General features: G+C 75.0%; 13 protein-coding genes. 4 read left to right on the top strand and 9 right to left on the bottom strand.

Features of this window, described 5'->3' with window-relative positions:
• Positions 1–50 precede the first annotated feature (50 nt).
• Both AC4OR8_RS07540 and AC4OR8_RS07535 read left to right on the top strand, forming a co-directional pair.
• A complete protein-coding gene (locus tag AC4OR8_RS07540) occupies positions 51–833 on the top strand; it encodes a FadR/GntR family transcriptional regulator (protein ID WP_492164922.1) in 783 nt (260 codons plus the stop codon).
• 7 nt (positions 834–840) lie between these two features.
• Complete coding sequence (locus tag AC4OR8_RS07535) at positions 841–1,602, top strand: sulfite exporter TauE/SafE family protein (protein WP_492164921.1); 762 nt, start codon at positions 841–843, stop codon at positions 1,600–1,602.
• Here the strand turns inward: AC4OR8_RS07535 and AC4OR8_RS07530 are convergent, their stop codons facing one another.
• The 8 genes from AC4OR8_RS07530 to AC4OR8_RS07495 form a co-directional block, all read right to left on the bottom strand.
• A complete protein-coding gene (locus AC4OR8_RS07530; RefSeq protein WP_492164920.1) occupies positions 1,603–3,426 on the bottom strand; it encodes an ABC transporter ATP-binding protein in 1,824 nt (607 codons plus the stop codon).
• Positions 3,423–5,222, bottom strand: coding sequence for an ABC transporter ATP-binding protein (locus AC4OR8_RS07525; protein ID WP_492164919.1), 1,800 nt, complete (start codon positions 5,220–5,222; stop codon positions 3,423–3,425). The genes AC4OR8_RS07530 and AC4OR8_RS07525 overlap by 4 nt, the downstream gene beginning before the upstream one ends.
• Before the next feature lie 119 nt (positions 5,223–5,341).
• Positions 5,342–6,418, bottom strand: a complete 1,077-nt coding sequence (locus AC4OR8_RS07520) for a hypothetical protein (RefSeq protein ID WP_492164918.1) — start codon at positions 6,416–6,418, stop codon at positions 5,342–5,344.
• Complete coding sequence (locus AC4OR8_RS07515; protein WP_492164917.1) at positions 6,415–6,984, bottom strand: SigE family RNA polymerase sigma factor; 570 nt, start codon at positions 6,982–6,984, stop codon at positions 6,415–6,417. Before AC4OR8_RS07515 ends, AC4OR8_RS07520 begins: the two co-directional genes overlap by 4 nt.
• Positions 6,985–7,072: 88 nt before the next feature.
• Entirely contained in the window at positions 7,073–11,992 is a 4,920-nt protein-coding gene (locus AC4OR8_RS07510; RefSeq protein WP_492164916.1) for an NAD-glutamate dehydrogenase, read from the bottom strand.
• A gap of 113 nt (positions 11,993–12,105) precedes the next feature.
• The gene (locus tag AC4OR8_RS07505; RefSeq protein ID WP_492164915.1) at positions 12,106–12,540 is read right to left on the bottom strand and encodes a hypothetical protein; all 435 of its coding nucleotides are present in this window, start codon (positions 12,538–12,540) and stop codon (positions 12,106–12,108) included.
• Positions 12,537–13,277 carry a hypothetical protein gene (locus tag AC4OR8_RS07500; RefSeq protein ID WP_492164914.1) on the bottom strand — a complete coding sequence of 247 codons (741 nt, stop codon included), beginning with the start codon at positions 13,275–13,277 and terminating at the stop codon, positions 12,537–12,539. The genes AC4OR8_RS07505 and AC4OR8_RS07500 overlap by 4 nt, the downstream gene beginning before the upstream one ends.
• Positions 13,274–13,699, bottom strand: a complete 426-nt coding sequence (locus AC4OR8_RS07495; protein ID WP_492164913.1) for a hypothetical protein — start codon at positions 13,697–13,699, stop codon at positions 13,274–13,276. The genes AC4OR8_RS07500 and AC4OR8_RS07495 overlap by 4 nt, the downstream gene beginning before the upstream one ends.
• A gap of 95 nt (positions 13,700–13,794) precedes the next feature.
• Here AC4OR8_RS07495 and AC4OR8_RS07490 point away from each other — a divergent pair, with 95 nt between their 5' ends.
• Positions 13,795–14,154, top strand: coding sequence for a DUF8819 family protein (locus tag AC4OR8_RS07490; protein ID WP_492164912.1), 360 nt, complete (start codon positions 13,795–13,797; stop codon positions 14,152–14,154).
• A gap of 28 nt (positions 14,155–14,182) precedes the next feature.
• Here the strand turns inward: AC4OR8_RS07490 and AC4OR8_RS07485 are convergent, their stop codons facing one another.
• Entirely contained in the window at positions 14,183–14,905 is a 723-nt protein-coding gene (locus tag AC4OR8_RS07485) for a GntR family transcriptional regulator (RefSeq protein ID WP_492164911.1), read from the bottom strand.
• Positions 14,906–15,040: 135 nt separating this feature from the next.
• On the opposite strand from AC4OR8_RS07485, the gene AC4OR8_RS07480 reads away from it, so the two are divergent.
• Positions 15,041–15,484, top strand: coding sequence for an SRPBCC family protein (locus tag AC4OR8_RS07480; protein WP_492164910.1), 444 nt, complete (start codon positions 15,041–15,043; stop codon positions 15,482–15,484).
• Positions 15,485–15,541 lie beyond the last annotated feature (57 nt).

Below are 15,541 nucleotides of genomic sequence, written 5' to 3'. Positions count from 1 at the left end.
CAGTGGCCTAGCCAATAGGCCGGTGTGCCATTCGTCAATAGGCTGCCCCCATGTCCGACGCACCGCGGTGGCCCGACGACCGCGCCGACGCCCCCGCCGACAGCCCGGCGGAGGGCCTCCCCGACGCCCCGGCCGCGACCCCCCTGCCCGGCCGGCTGGCCCGCACCCGCCTCTACGAGCAGGTGGCCGAGCAGATCACCGGCTGGATCTCGCAGCACGGCCTGGGCGCCGGCGACCGGCTGCCCGCCGAGCGCGAGCTGGCCGCACGCCTCGGCGTCAGCCGGGCCACGCTCAGCCAGGCGCTGGTGGCCCTCGAGGTGATCGGCGTGGTGGCCGTGCGCCACGGCGACGGCACCGTGGTGACCGATGCGTCGGGCGCCACCCGCATCACCGACGCCATCCGCGCCCACGCCGACCGGCTGCCCGAGATCATCGAGACCCGCGACGCCCTGGAGACCAAGATCGCCGCGCTGGCCGCGGCCCGCCGTACCGACGACGACCTCGCCCGCATCCGCGACGCCCTGGCGGCGATGGAGGACGACATCGACGCCGGCGGGCGCGGCGTGGAGGGCGACGAGCGCTTCCACGGCGCGGTCACCGCCGCCGCCCACTCGTTGCTGCTGGCGCGGCTGATGGGCGAGATCAGCGACCTGGTCAGGGAGTCGCGCATCGAGTCGCTCTCGCAGCCCGGGCGCCCCCGCGACTCCCTCGCCGGACACCGCGCCATCGCCGACGCGATCGCCGCGGGCGACCCGGCGGCGGCCTCGGCCGCGATGCACGCCCACGTGGAGATGGTCAGCGACGTCGCGGTGCTGCGCGAGGAGCAGCGGTGAGCCGGCGGTGACGCCGCTCGAGCAGCTGGCGGTGCTCGCGGCCGGGCTCGGGGCCGGCGTGCTCACCTCCACCGTGGGCGTGGCCTCGCTGCTCAGCTTCCCGGTGCTGGTGGCCCTCGGCGTGCCGCCGGTGGTGGCCAACGCCTCCAACACCGTGGGCCTGCTGCCGGGCGCGGTCAGCGGCTCGGTGGGCTACCGCGCCGAGCTGCGCGAGCAGCCGGCGCTGGCCCGGGCGGTGGCCGCGGCCTGCGGGCTGGGCGCGGTGGCCGGCGCCGTGCTGCTGCTGGCCCTGCCCGCCGAGGTGTTCGGCGCGGTGGTGCCGTGGCTGATCCTGATGACCTGCCTGCTGGTCGGCGTGCAGCCGCGACTCTCCGCGTGGGTGCGCGCCCGCCACACCGGCGACACCCCCCTGCACCGCACCACGATGTCGCCGCTCACCCGGCTCTTCTGCACCCTCACCGGCGTGTACGGCGGCTACTTCGGCGCCGGCTCCGGGGTGATGGCGCTGGCCGTGCTCGGCCTCGGGCTCGAGGTGGACATGCGGGTGCTGAACGCGCTGAAGACCCTCGCGGTGATGGCCGGCAACCTGGTGGCGACCGTCGTGTTCGTCGCCGTCGCCGACCTCGACTGGGCCGTGATCGGCCTGCTCGCGCTGGGCTCGGTCGGCGGCGGGTACGTCGGCGCTCGCATCGGCCGGCGGCTGCCGCCGACCCTGCTGCGCGCACTGATCGTGGTGGCCGGGGTGGCCGCGGCGGTCCTGCTGCTCTGATCAGGCCAGCGACGCGGCCCACGCGTCGTGCAGCGCGGAGTAGCGCCCGTCGCCGCCGGCCGCGACGAGGTCGGCGGGGGCGCCGTCCTCGACGATGCGCCCGTGCTCCATCACCAGCACCCGGTCGGCGATCTCCACCGTCGAGAGGCGGTGGGCGATGATCACCGCGGTGCGCCCGGCCAGCACGGTGCGCAGGGCGCGCTGCACCAGGCGCTCCGAGGGCACGTCGAGCGACGACGTCGCCTCGTCGAGGATCAGCACCGCGGGGTCGGCGAGGAACGCCCGGGCGAACGCGACCAGCTGGCGCTGGCCCGCGGAGAGCCGGCCGCCCTGGTTGGCGACGTCGGTGTCGTAGCCGTCGGGCATCGCGGAGATGAAGCCGTGCGCCCCCAGGGCGGTGGTGGCGGCGACGACCTGCTCCATCGTGGCGTCGGGGCGCCCGAAGCGGATGTTGTCGGCGATGGTGCCGGAGAACAGGTAGTTCTCCTGGGTGACCATCACGACGTGGTCGCGCAGGGTGGTCGACGACAGGTCGCGCAGGTCGACGCCGTCGAGCAGCACCCGCCCGGCGGTGGGGTCGTAGAAGCGGGTGGCGAGCTTGGCCAGCGTGGTCTTGCCGGCCCCGGTGGTGCCGACCAGCGCGACGGTCTGCCCCGCCGGCACCACCAGGTCGAGGCCCGGCAGCACGGGCCGGCCGTCGACGTAGGCGAACTCCACGCCCTCCAGGCGCAGCTCGCCACGCGCGGTGTCGAGGGCCACCGGGTCGGTGGGCTCGGCGACGTCGGGCTCCTCCTCCAGCACGCCGGCCAGCTTGTCCAGCGCGGCCGAGGCGGACTGGAAGGTGTTGTAGAACTGCGAGATCTCCATCATCGGCTCGAAGAACTGGCGCAGGTAGAGCAGGAACGCCGCCAGCACGCCGACGGTCACCTCGCCCTGGTAGGCCAGGTGGGCGCCGTAGAGCAGCACCACCGCGATGGTGACGTTGCCGATCAGGCGGATGCCGGGCATGAACCACGCGACGAGGCGGAACGCCACCAGCGTGGCCGCGCGGTACTGCTCGTTGACGTCGTCGAAGATCTCCTGGTTGCGCTGCTCGCGGCGGAAGGCCTGCACCGCCCGGATGCCGCCCATCGACTCCACGAACTGCACGATGACCAGCGCCACCTTCTCGCGCGTCGTGCGGTAGCTGCGCGCCGAGGCCTTGCGGAACCAGTTGGTCAGCCACGCCAGGAACGGGCCGCACAGCAGCGCCACCAGGCCCAGCTCGACGTCGAGGAACAGCAGGATGCCGGCCGTGCCGACCAGCGTCAGCGCCGCGGTCACCAGGCCGTCGAAGCCGGTCTCGAGCATCTCGTAGATGGCGTCGACGTCGGAGGTCTGCCGCGAGATCACCCGGCCCGAGGTGTAGCCGTCGTGGAAGGCCGGGCTGAGCGCCTGGAAGTGGCGGAACACCCGGCGGCGCACCTCCAGCAGCACGTCCTGGCCGATGCGCCCCGAGCGCACCAGGAACAGGTGGCGGGTGATCGCCTGCACCACGGTCGCCACCAGCACGGCCCCGACCACCAGGCCGAGCACGCCCAGGTCGTCGTCCTCGCGGATCGGCGGGATGCCGCTGTCGATGCCGACCTTGACCAGGTAGGGGATGGCCAGTCGGGCGGCGTTCTCGACGACGACGATGAGCACCAGCAGCTGGATGGCGCGCTTCCAGGGCCGCAGCAGCTCGCCGAGCAGCCGGCGCGAGCCGCCCGTGGCGCCGGTCATCTGCTCGGCGGCCTCGTCGGCGTCGACCTCGGCCGCGCCGCGCCAGTCGGTGGGCGCGCTCACGCCGACACCGCGTCGCCCAGCTCGGCGTCGGCGGAGAGCAGCGCGGCGTACGCCGGCACGCCCGCCAGCAGCTCGCGGTGCTCGCCGACGTGGGTGATCGTGCCGTCCTGCAGCAGCGCGACCCGGTCGGCGAGCAGCACGGTGGAGGCGCGGTGGGCCACCACCAGGCCGGTGGTGGAGCCGAGCACCCGCTCCAGCGCCTCCTCCACCAGCTTCTCGGTGTGCACGTCGAGCGCGGAGAGCGTGTCGTCGAGCACCAGCACGGACGGGCGGGCCAGCACGGCGCGCGCCAGCGCCAGGCGCTGGCGCTGGCCGCCCGAGAGCGAGTGGCCCTGCTCGCCGATGCGGGTGTCGAGGCCCCACGGCAGGTCGTGCGCGAACTGGGCCTGGCTGATCTCCAGCGCCTCGGCGACGTCGTCGTCGGAGGCGTCGGCGCGACCGAGGGTGAGGTTCTCCCGCGCGCTCATCGAGAACAGCGTGGGCTCCTCGAAGGCGGTGGCCACCAGCGAGCGCAGGTGGGCCAGGTCGAGCTCGCGCACGTCGACGCCGTCGAGGGTGACCCGGCCCCCGGTGACGTCCCACAGCCGCGGCACCAGCGCGGTCAGCACGGTCTTGCCCGACCCGGTTGCGCCGACCAGCGCCACCGTCTCCCCGGGGGCGACGTCGAGGCAGACGTCGCGCAGCACCGGCTCGTCGGGGGCGTCGGGGAAGGCGAAGTCGACGTGCTCGAAGCGCAGGTGGCCGCGGGGGTGCTCGATGCGGCGGGTGCCGCCGACGATGGCGGGCTCGGTGTCGAAGATCTCCAGGATGCGGGCGGCGGCGGTCATCGCCTCCTGCGCCATCGCGAGGATGACGCCGAGCGAGGCGATCGGCCAGACCAGCGAGAGCATCAGGGTGATGAAGGCGACCAGCTCGCCGGGGGTCAGCGCCCCGCGGCCCACGCCGATCGCGCCCAGCAGCAGCACCACCGCCACGGCGAGGTTGGGGATGGCCCCCAGGAAGGTGAAGAAGCGCGCCGAGAGGTGCACCTTGTCCATGCTCGTGGCGTGCAGGGTGCGGGCGGCGTCGTCGTACGACGCGCTGACGTGGCCGCTGCGGCCGAAGGACTTGATCACGCGGATGCCGACCGCGCCCTCCTCGGCGCGGGTCGCCAGGTCGCCCTGCTCGTCCTGCACCCGCCGCGACACCACGACGTAGCCCTTCTCGAAGCGCATGCACAGCCACACGATCGGCGCGGCCGCGGTGGCGACCACCAGCCCGAGCGGCCAGTACATCTGCAGCAGCACCACCGTGGTGGCGACCAGCTGCACCACGTTGACCAGCAGGAACAGCACGCCGAAGCCGCTGAACCGGCGGATAGCGGAGAGGTCGGTGGTGGCGCGCGAGAGCAGCTGGCCCGAGCCCCAGCGGGCGTGGAACGCCATCGGCAGCTGCTGCAGGCGGGCGTAGAGGTCGTGGCGCATCGCGGTCTCGATGCCGAGCACGGCGTTGGACTGCACCCAGCGCCGCCAGAAGATCAGCACCGCCTCCAGCACGCCCAGCCCCAGCGCCAGCAGCCCCAGCGGCAGGATCGCGTCGGCGTCGCGCTCGGCGATCGGCCCGTCGATCAGCGCCTTGGTGACCAGCGGGATCGCGATCGACAGCCCCACCACCGTCAGGCTCGTCACCAGCATGATCGCCAGCGCCACGGCGTGGGGGCGCAGGTAGCCACGCAGGCGCAGCAGCGACCGGACGTCGGCCGGGGGCGGCACGTCGGGGTCGGGGACGTGAGCGGCGGACCCGAGACTCGTTGACATCGTCAATCAGCCTAGGTCGCCCCACCGACGCCCGGCGAATCCTTTCCGGCCGGGCGCCGCGCCGCGGTGCGGCGGTCCTGGACGCGGCGCGGAGGCCCGCTCCGGACGTCCGGTCCCTCTCACATGTCGACGCCCACGAAGACCGGGTCGCCCGAGCGGCCGGTGAGCGGCGCGAGCTCGGTGCACGACCCGTCGGGCACCGTGCAGTCGTAGACGTCGGCGCCACCCCTCGAGCGTGGCACGGCGACCAGCACCGAGCCGTCGGTGTCGAACGCCCAGAAGGCGTAGCCGCCCCCGGCGGGGCCGCGCTCGAGGACGACGGGAGCGCCCGGACCGGTCGGCTCCAAGGTGCTCGACCACGACAGGACGTGTCGCCCGTCGAAGGTGAGCTGGGCGTCGACGGCGCCCCGCACGACCCGCAGGCCGTCGGCACCGGGTCCGTCGGGGGGCGGGCCGTCGACCAGCAGCACGCCACCTCGGAGGTCGGCGACCCGCGTGCCCGGGCCGGCCAGCTCCAGGAGCTCGCCCGTGGTCGCCCGCCAGGTGCGGGTGCCGTCGTCGGTCCGCAACACCACCAGGCCGTCGTCGAGCGCGTCGATCGTGGTGTCTGCAGGCACCTCGATCCGTGCCACCTCCCGGCCGTCGGCCAGGTCACGCACCACCACCGTCTCCACGCCGTCGACGTTCGCGCCATAGGCGACCCACGGCTGCGCCGAGTCGGCCCTCGCCCCGCGCACCGACCCGCCCGGCTCGGCGTCGGGCTCCAGTGGCCGCGACGTCCCGTCCTCGCCCAGCAGCAGCGGGACGCCGTCGGCGTAGTAGACGATGCCGGCCGGCGTGGCCGCGGCGTCGGTGTCCAGTCCGCTGAGCCGGTCGGCCGGAAAGGCGCGCCCGCCCAGGTGCACCTCGCCACCCGGGTCGGCGTAGGCCCGCAGGCCGTCGCCGTAGTCGAGGGCACCCAGGGCCGGCACCCCGGGGTCGGTGGCGGTCTCGGCACCGGGCCCGCCGGGCAGGCCCACCACGCTGCTCGCCAGGCCCACCACGGCCGCCACCCCGAGGGCCGCGGCGCCGACCCTCCCCGCCGCGCGGCGCCGCCGCAGCCGTGCCCCGCGGGCGCGCACCGCACGGAGGTCGGCCGCGGGGACGTCGACGGCCTCGAGGTGCTCGCGCAGGGTCTCGGTCAGGGGGGTGCTCACGTCAGGCCTCCGTCGGTGGTGGCCGCGTGGCGGCGCAGATGGGTGAGGGCGGCCGAGGCCTGCGACTTCACGGTGCCGGGGCTGCACCCGAGCACGTCGGCGATCTCCCGCTCCGTGAGTCCCTCGTAGTAGCGCAGCACGATGACCGCGCGCTGGCGTGGGGCCAAGGTGGCGACCGCCGACCACAGTGCGTCGTGGGTGACCACGACGTCGTCGACGGCCGGGACGACCGGGGACCCCGCGACCCCGTCGGGCTCACCGACCGGGCGCTCGCGGTGCCACCACAGCCGGCGCCGGGCGCCGAGCACCTCGTTGACCGCCATCCGCCGCACGTAGGCCTCGGGGTGGTCGGTGCGGCTGACCCTGCCCCACAGCGAGAAGGCGCGGGCGTAGGCCGCCTGCAGCGCGTCCTCGGCGTGACCGGCGTCCCCGGCCACCGCGTAGGTGGTGCGGTAGAGGCGCGGCCAGGTGGCGGCGAAGAACGCGTCGAAGTCGGCGTGGTCCCGTTGCCGACCGCTCCCGGGTGCGCCGAGGGTGGCCGCGGTGTCGTCGGTCGGTGTCCTCACGCCCTGGTGATGCGACGAGGGCGGCGCGAGGTTGTGCCGTGCGCGCCCCTCGTCTCCCGTGCCCGTGCCTGCGCCCCGTCGGCCCACCTCAGGTCGCCAGCAGCCCCCGCACGACGCGCAGCGCGACCGACATCCGGGCGAGGTCGGCGGTGTCGTCGGAGCAGATCTCCTGCAGCGTGGTCGCGGCGCGGCCCACCAGCGCGGCCTCGTCGTCCTCCCACGTCGAGATGCGGGCGGTCGCCGAGCCCTCCGGCGTGGTGGCGGCCAGCACCTGGCCGGTGAGCTGCACGTGCACGGCGTGCAGGTCGTCGCGCAGCGCGGCGCGGGCCATCGTCTGCCACCGGTCGTCGCGGGGCAGGGCCAGGATCCGCTCCACCAGGGCGGGCAGGCCCAGCCGCTCCCCCAGCGCGAAGTGCACCCGCGCCACCTCCACCGGGTCGAGGTCGTCGCGCAGCGACACGTCCACGACGCCGAGCACGACGTACGCCGGCTGCAGCACCGCCACCCGGGTGGCGAGGTCGGCGTCGACGCCCTGCTCGACCAGCCGGTCGCGCCGGCCCTGGAACGCCTCGAGCTCGCGGCCGGTCATCAGCTCGGGCAGACGCGCCATCGTGGTCTGCACCGCGTCGCGGAACCGCTCGACGGTCGCGGAGCTGTCCAGCGGCGGTCGGCGGTTGACCACCAGCCAGCGCGAGGCCCGCTCGACCAGGGTGCGCATCTCCAGGCGCATCCGGGTCTGCAGCCGCGCGTCGAGGGTGTTGTCGAGCCCGGCCAGCTCCTCGCGCAGGCCGAGGGAGCCGTAGATCTCGCGGGCCACGAAGTTGGCCCGGGTGAGGTCGGCGGGGCCGGCCGCCGTCTCGCCGCCCAGCCGGGGCCAGAAGGTCATCCCGGCGCCGTTGACCAGGTCGCCCACCACCTGCGTCACGATGATCTCGCGGCGCAGCGGGTGGTCCTGGATCTGGGCGGCGAACCGCTCGCGCATCGGGGTCGGGAAGTAGCCCAGCAGGTCGGTGCCGAGGTAGGGGTCGTCGGGCAGGTCGGAGTCGAGCAGCGCGTCGGCCAGCACGATCTTGGTCCATGCCATCAGCACCGCCAGCTCGGGCACGGTGAGCCCCTCGCGGCGGTCGAGGCGGCGGCGCACCTCGCGGCTCGACGGGAGCCCCTCGATGGCCCGGTCGAGCACGCCGTCGCGCTCGAGGCGGCGCATCCAGTCCTCGTGCACGTGCAGCAGCGCGGGGGCGTGGTCGGCGGCGTTGGCCAGGGCCAGGTTCTGGTCGTAGTTGTCGGCGAGCACCAGCGCGGCGACCTCGTCGGTCATCTCGGCCAGCAGCTCGTTGCGCTGCTTCGTGGTGAGGTCGCCGGCGGCCACCACCCGGTCGAGCAGCACCTTGATGTTGACCTCGTGGTCGGAGGTGTCGACCCCGGCGGAGTTGTCGATGAAGTCGGTGTTGATCGCGCCGCCGCCGTCCTGGCCGCCGGCGAGGGCGTACTCGATGCGACCGGCCTGGGTCAGGCCCAGGTTGCCGCCCTCCCCCACGCAGCGCGCCCGCACCTCGCGACCGTCGACGCGGATGGCGTCGTTGGCCTTGTCGCCGGCCTCGGCATGGGTCTCCTCCGAGCCCTTGACGTAGGTGCCGATGCCGCCGTTCCACAGCAGGTCGACCGGGGCGCGCAGGATCGCGCGCATCAGCTCGGTGGGCGCGAGCCGCTCGACGTCGTCGGCCAGGCCGAGCGCCCGGCGCACCGGCTCGCTGACCGGCACCGACTTCAGCGAGCGCGACCACACGCCGCCGCCCGACGAGATCAGCGACGTGTCGTAGTCCTGCCAGCTCGAGCGGGGCAGGGCGAAGAGGCGCTGCCGCTCGGCGTACGACGCCGCGGGGTCGGGATCGGGGTCGAGGAAGATGTCGCGGTGGTCGAAGGCCGCCACGAGACGGGTGGTCGGCGAGCAGAGCAGGCCGTTGCCGAAGACGTCGCCGCTCATGTCGCCGATGCCGACGCAGGTGAACTCCTCGCGCTGGCAGTCGACGCCGCGCTCGCGGAAGTGGCGTTGCACCGAGACCCACGCGCCGCGGGCGGTGATGCCCATGGCCTTGTGGTCGTAGCCCACCGAGCCGCCCGAGGCGAAGGCGTCGCCGAGCCAGAAGCCGTAGTCGGCGGCGATGCCGTTGGCGATGTCGGAGAACGTCGCGGTGCCCTTGTCGGCGGCGACCACGAGGTAGGAGTCGTCGCCGTCATGGCGCACGACGTCGGCCGGCGGCACCGTGGCGCCGTCGACGAGGTTGTCGGTGAGGTCGAGCAGGCCGCGGATGAACGTGGTGTAGCAGGCCACGCCCTCCGCCAGCCAGGCCTCCCGGTCGCCGGCGTCGGGCAGCTGCTTGGCGTAGAAGCCGCCCTTCGCGCCCACCGGCACGATCACGGTGTTCTTCACCATCTGCGCCTTGACCAGGCCGAGCACCTCGGTGCGGAAGTCGTCGCGCCGGTCGGACCACCGCAGGCCGCCGCGGGCCACCGAGCCGAAGCGCAGGTGCACCCCCTCGACGCGCGGGGAGTACACGAAGATCTCGAAGCGGGGCCGCGGCTGCGGCAGGTCGGGGACGCCGCGGGGGTCGAGCTTGAGCGACAGGTAGGCCTTGGGCCGGCCGTCGGTGTCGCGCTGGAAGTAGTTGGTGCGCAGCGTCGCCCGCACGTGGGCGAGGTAGGAGCGCAGGATGCGGTCGTGGTCGAGGCTGGCGACGTCCTCGAGCGCCCGCTCGAAGCGGGCGACCAGCTCGCCCTCGCGACCACCGTCGGCCTCGCGCCGGGCCGGGTCGAAGCGGGCCTCGAAGACCTGCACCACGAGCCGGGTCAGGTCGACGTTGTCGCGCAGCGCCGCCTCCACGGAGTCCTGGCCGAACGGCGAGCCGCCCTGGCGCATGTAGCGCGCGTAGGCCCGCAGCACCATCGCCTGGCGCCACTCCAGACCGGCGGCCAGCACCAGCGTGTTGAAGCCGTCGATCTCGCTGCGGCCGTCCCACACCGCGCGCAGCGCGTCCTCGAAGTCGTCGCGGGCGTGCTCGGGCAGCTCACGGCCGTAGCGCAGGCCGAACTCGTACACGTACGACGCCCGCTCCAGGCCGTCGAGGCGGTAGGGCCGCTCGTCGACGACCTCGAGGCCCAGCGACGACAGCATCGGGAGCACGCGCGACAGGCTCAGCGGCTCACCGACGCGGTAGACCTTGAGCCGCGCCTCGCCGCGACCGGCGTCCAGGGGCTGGTAGAGCGACAGGTCGAGGCCCTCGTCGCCGGTGATGGCCTCCAGGCGGCCGAGGTCGATCGCGGCGGTGCGGGCCGAGAAGTCCTCCTTGTAGGCCTCCGGGAAGGAGTCAACGTAGCGCCGCCCGAGGCGGGAGCCGGCGCCCTCGCCGTGCTCGGCCACCACGGCGGCGGCGAAGTCGTCGCGCCAGCTGCGGCTGGCCTCCGAGAGGCGCCGCTCCAGGTCGGTGGTGTCGACGTCGGGCAGCGCGGGGCCCTCGAGCACCTCGGCGGGCAGGTGCACCACGAAGTGCACCCGGGCGGTGGTGGACTCGTTGATCCGCACCGTGAACTCCACCGAGTCGCCGTGCAGCCGGTCGAGCAGGATCTGCGAGAAGCGCTCGCGCACCGCGGTGTTGTAGCGGTCGCGCGGGAGGTAGACGAGCACCGAGACGTAGCGGCCGTAGGTGTCGCGGCGGATGATCGTGCGCACCGCGCGGCGCTCGCGCGCGTGCATCGCGGCCTCGGCGCGCGGGGCGAGCTCCTCGACGCTGGTGTGGAACAGCTCGTCGCGCGGGTAGGTCTCCAGGGTGTCCATCAGCGCCCGCCCGGCGTAGCTGCGGGGGTCGAAGCCGCTGCGGCGCAGCACCGCCGCGGCGCGCTCGCGCAGCAGCGGGATGCGGGTGAGCGACTCGGCGTACGCCGTGGAGGAGAACAGGCCGAGGAAGCGGCGCTCCCCCACCACCTCGCCGGCGGCGTCGAAGGACTTGACGCCGACGTAGTCGAGGTAGGCCGGTCGGTGCACGGTGGAGCGCGAGTTGGCCTTCGCCAGCACCATCAGCGTCTTCTCGCGGGCCCGCGCCCGCACCGCCTCGGGCAGCCGGCCGAAGGACGTCGACCGGTCCTGGTCGGCGCGCAGGATGCCGAGCCCGGTGCCGGGGACGGCGCGCAGCAGCTCGTCGTCGCCGTCGCGCTCGAGGCGGTACTCGCGGTAGCCGAGGAAGGTGAAGTGGTCGTCGGCGAGCCACTCCAGCAGCTCGGCACCCTGGCGCACCTCGTCGGCGTCCAGCGGCGGGGGGTCGGCGCGCAGCTCGTCGACGACCTCGAGCATCCGCCCGCGGGTGCGCGACCAGTCCTCCACCGCCTCGCGCACGTCGCGCAGCACCCGCTGGACGTCGGCGACCAGCGCCTCCGCGTGCACCTCCCCGTCATCGGCGCCGCCGTCGGCACCGTCGCCGCGACGCGGGCCGTCGGGCACCCGGTCGATCTCGACGTGCATCCACGACTCGCGCTGGGCCTCGCCGGCCGGACGCACGGCGCCGTCGTCGACGACCTCGACGTGCTGCAGGGCGCCGGTGATGTCGCGCACGACGTCGACGTGGGGGTGCACCACGAGGTGCACGTCGCGCAGCCGGCGGGCCAGCTCCATGGTGAGGGAGTCGACCAGGAACGGCATGTCGTCGGTGACGACCTCCACGACGGTGCGCCCGCCCGCCGACCAGCCGTGCTCGGCCAGCGTCGGGGTGTGCACCCGCACGGCGGCGGTGCCCTGCGGCCGGTCGGAGGCGAGGCGGAAGTGGGAGGCCAGCGCGCCGTAGACGTCCACGTCGCTGCGACCCGCGAGGTCCTCGGCGGCGACGTGGCGGTAGTAGGCCGCCAGCAGCTCGCCCACGTCGTCGTGCGGCGGGCCGCCCGATCCCGTGCCGGTGCGGGCCACCGCAGCAGCGGCGGCCAGGAGGTCGGACTTGTCGGGATCGTGCGTCGGCGTTGACACGCACCGACCCTAGGACTCCCGACGGCACCCCCACAACGCGCCCCGCCGCCCCGTCAGGGCGGGACGCCGGGGCAGACGTGGGGGCGGACGTCGGGGCGGGACGGCGGGCCGGCTCAGCGGCCCCCGGGCCCGGCGCCCGGGTGACCGGCGGCCCTCCCCCCAGCGGGGCCGCCGGTCGTGCCCGGGCCACCGGGACGCCGGTCGGGCGCGCCCAGCACGCCCGGCGGTGAGGCGCGTCGGGGCCTGTCGGTCGCGGTGACCTCGGCGGTCGTCGCCTGCGCCACCGCCACCACCGCGGCCCGCACCAGCCCGACCCCCGCACGCCCGTGGGCGCCCGGCTCGCGCCACACGGTCTCCCACGTGGTGGCACCGCGGGCGACGTCGTCGGCCAGCCGGCGCTGCGCCGGAGTCCCGCCGTCGGCGGCCCGCCGCATGGCCGCGTCCACCCCGGCGGGCAGCGAGCCCCGGTCGAGGCGCCGGGCCCGGCGCAGCGTCGCCTCGGCCCGGGCCAGCACCTGCGCCAGCCGGGCCTCCGGGTCGGCGCTCACGGCAGCATCCCGGGCAGCTCGGCGAGCACCGCCAGGCGCTGGCGCTGCTGCTCGGCCCACTGCGGCACGACCTCCACCAGCTCGAGCAGCCGGTCGACGAGGTCGACGACCAGGCGGACGTCGTCGACGACGTCCATCACCGCGTCGAGTCCCTTCGTGGCCAGCTCGAGGCCGAACGCCGCCCAGCCGCCCGGCCCCGACGCCCGGGTCGCCAGCTTGCGCACCAGCCGCGCCAGCGCCTTGCCGAGCTCGACCACGAGGTGCTCCACCTCGACGCCGAGCCGTTCGCAGGCGTCGGCGACCGACTCGAACACCGCCGCCCCGCTGCCGACGGCCAGCCCGATGCCGCGCCCGGCCAGCGCGAACGCCTCGAGCCGCCCCGCGCACGCGAGCCCGGCCAGACCCTGCCAGCCCACGGCGACGTGGAGGGCCAGCCGGTCGAGGTTGCCCGCGACGGTGGTCCACGCCTCGGCGCTGGTGGCGCAGGCGTCGGCGTTCTGCCGGATGGCGGTGTAGTCACCGCTGAGCGGGGTGACGACGAGGTCCTCCAGGCTGCCCCCGGGCAGCAGGGGCAGGCCCGCGCCGGCGTGGTTGAGCACCCGCACGCCGAGGTTGACGGTGTCGCGCATCGCGGAGAACGCGCGGTCCCACGACTCGAAGGTGGCGTCGTGGCGCAGCTCGGGGTCGCGCTCGGCGGGCGCGGGCAGGGACGGGTCGACCAGCGGCGTGGCGCTCACGACGCCACCTCGCCCGCAGCCGGGCCCGCCGGACCCGCCGGACCCGCCGGGACCCCGAGCAGGCCCGCGAGGTCGGTGGCGGCGACGTCGGCGCCGACCGCGGCGGCCTGCCCCGCGGCGGCCAGGTCGGAGGCCTCCAGGGCGCCGAGGGCCTCCACCAGCGCGGCCCGGGTGTGGGCCCAGCCGGCGGAGAACTCCTCGTCGAGGCGGCCGAAGGCGGCGTGCAGCAGGTCCATCCCCAGCGCCAGCGGCTGCAGCACGCACACCGGGCTGGGAGCGAAGCCGTCGCGGCGCGCCACCCACTCCTGGGCGTGGGCCACGACCGCGCCCTCCTGGTCGGCGACCGCGTCCATCGTCGCCGTCACCTGCCACATGTCGGCCCAGCTCTCCACGGCCAGCGTCCCACCGTCGACAAGTCCCATCCGTCCACCTCCCGAGTAGTCGTGGGCGCCGGACGCACCCACCCCCAGGACGTGCCCGCTCGGGGCGTGCTTTGAAACGGGAGCATGATGGGCCTGTGGACAATGTGCTGCTGTTCGATGCCAGGGCACGGGTGCTGGCCGACCTCCTGGCCCGCGACCACGCCACCCCGGACGCGGTCTCGGCCCTCGAGGACGCCGTCTCGGCGCGCCTGTGGTGGGCCGAGCAGTGGCCCGAGGGGTCGCAGTACGTCGCCGGCCTGGTCGCCCAGGACGTGCAGGACGCGCTGCTGGAGACCGTGGGCCGCTGGCCGCTGTGCCTGGGCTGCCCCGACGTCGACGAGCACTCGCTCTACATCCAGCCCGACCTCGGCGGCCCCGACCCGCGCTGGGTGTGCGAGGAGACCGGGGTGGCCGTGGCCGCGCTGGGCCGCCTCGGCGAGTGGCGCCCGGCCTGACCGGCCCGGCGCGCGCGACGGACCGGGCTCAGTCCTCGGCGCCGAGCTGCACCCGCAGGGTGAACCGGTCGGCGCGGTAGACGCTGCGCGAGACCTCCACGACCTTGTCACCGGCCAGCGCGCGGCGCGAGTGCCGCAGGACCACCGTGTCGGGGCCGACCTCGAGCAGCGCCGACTCCTCGGGGCTCGCCAGGTCGGCGGCGACGGAGTCCTCGGCCCAGGTGGGGCGCAGCCCGCGGGCCTCCAGCGCCTCGTACAGGCTGGTCGGCATCCCGCTCTGCAGGAACCCCGGCAGCAGCACCTCGGTGAGGTAGGCGTCCTCGAGGCACATCGGGCTGCCGTCGGCCCGGCGCAGGCGCCGCCAGTGGATGACGGGGTCGCCCTCGGTGAGGCCCAGCGCGCGGGCGACCCCCGGGCCGGCCTGCTCGCGGCGCGCCAGCAGGGTCTGCGACTCCCCGAGCAGGCCACGGCGCGCCATCTCCTCGGTGTAGCCGGTGATGCGTCGGTGCGGCGCGGGCCGCGGGCTCGCCACGAACGTCCCGCGCCCGGGCATCCGCTCGAGCAGCCCCTCGGCGACCAGCGCGTCCATGGCCTGGCGCACCGTCATCCGCGCCACCCCGAACCGCTGCACGAGCTCGCGCTCCGACGGCGCCGCCGAGCCCGGGGCGCACCCCGTCACCAGCGACCGCACGTACTCGCGCACGGCGACGTGCTTCAGCCCGCGCCCGTCAGACACCCCCACGTGGTCCACGTCGCGAGCATAGGGACGCCCCGGGGGGCCTGTCCCGCTGTTGTCCCCCACGGGGACACCCACTGGGACGCCCGGTGGGCCGCCCGGTGGGACGCGGACCGCCCGCCGCCCCCGGGGTGCTCCTAGGCTCGCCCCATGCACGTCGAGCGCACCTTCACCGTCCCCCGTCCCGTCGAGGCCGTCTTCACCTACCTCGCCGACTTCACCCACACCGAGGCGTGGGACCCCGGCACCGTCTCGACCACCCGCACCGCGGGGGACGGCGGCGTCGGCACGACCTATGCCAACCGGTCGGAGTTCCTGGGCCGCCAGGTGGAGCTGACCTACGAGACGGTGGAGGTCGACGAGCCCCGCCGGCTGCGCTTCCGCGGCACCAACGACACGGCCACGACGTACGACACGATGACGTTCACCCGGGCGGGCGACGGCTCGGCCACGCAGGTGCACTACCGTGCCGACTTCGAGTTCGGCCGGCTGGTGTCGCTGGTGGCCCCGGTGCTGCTGCGCCGCAAGCTCGACGCCCTCGCCGACGAGACCGTGGAGCAGATGACGCGCACCCTGCTCAACCACACCTCCTGACGACACGCCGCACCCCGCACGGTCGCACGTCGAACGCGTGTTCGACCCGAGGCGCTA

The organism is Nocardioides sp. FY1077, assembly GCF_058681775.1.
The sequence above is the reverse complement of the archived record's forward strand: the minus strand, read 5'-3'. Positions and strand labels throughout refer to the sequence as shown.

Bases quoted from the DNA above. Each gene is read 5' to 3' on its own strand.
- AC4OR8_RS07495 (WP_492164913.1), bottom strand. From the start codon at position 13,699: ATGGGACTTGTCGACGGTGGGACGCTGGCCGTGGAGAGCTGGGCCGAC.
- AC4OR8_RS07480 (WP_492164910.1), top strand. From the start codon at position 15,041: ATGCACGTCGAGCGCACCTTCACCGTCCCCCGTCCCGTCGAGGCCGTC.
- AC4OR8_RS07540 (WP_492164922.1), top strand. From the start codon at position 51: ATGTCCGACGCACCGCGGTGGCCCGACGACCGCGCCGACGCCCCCGCC.
- AC4OR8_RS07525 (WP_492164919.1), bottom strand. From the start codon at position 5,222: ATGTCAACGAGTCTCGGGTCCGCCGCTCACGTCCCCGACCCCGACGTG.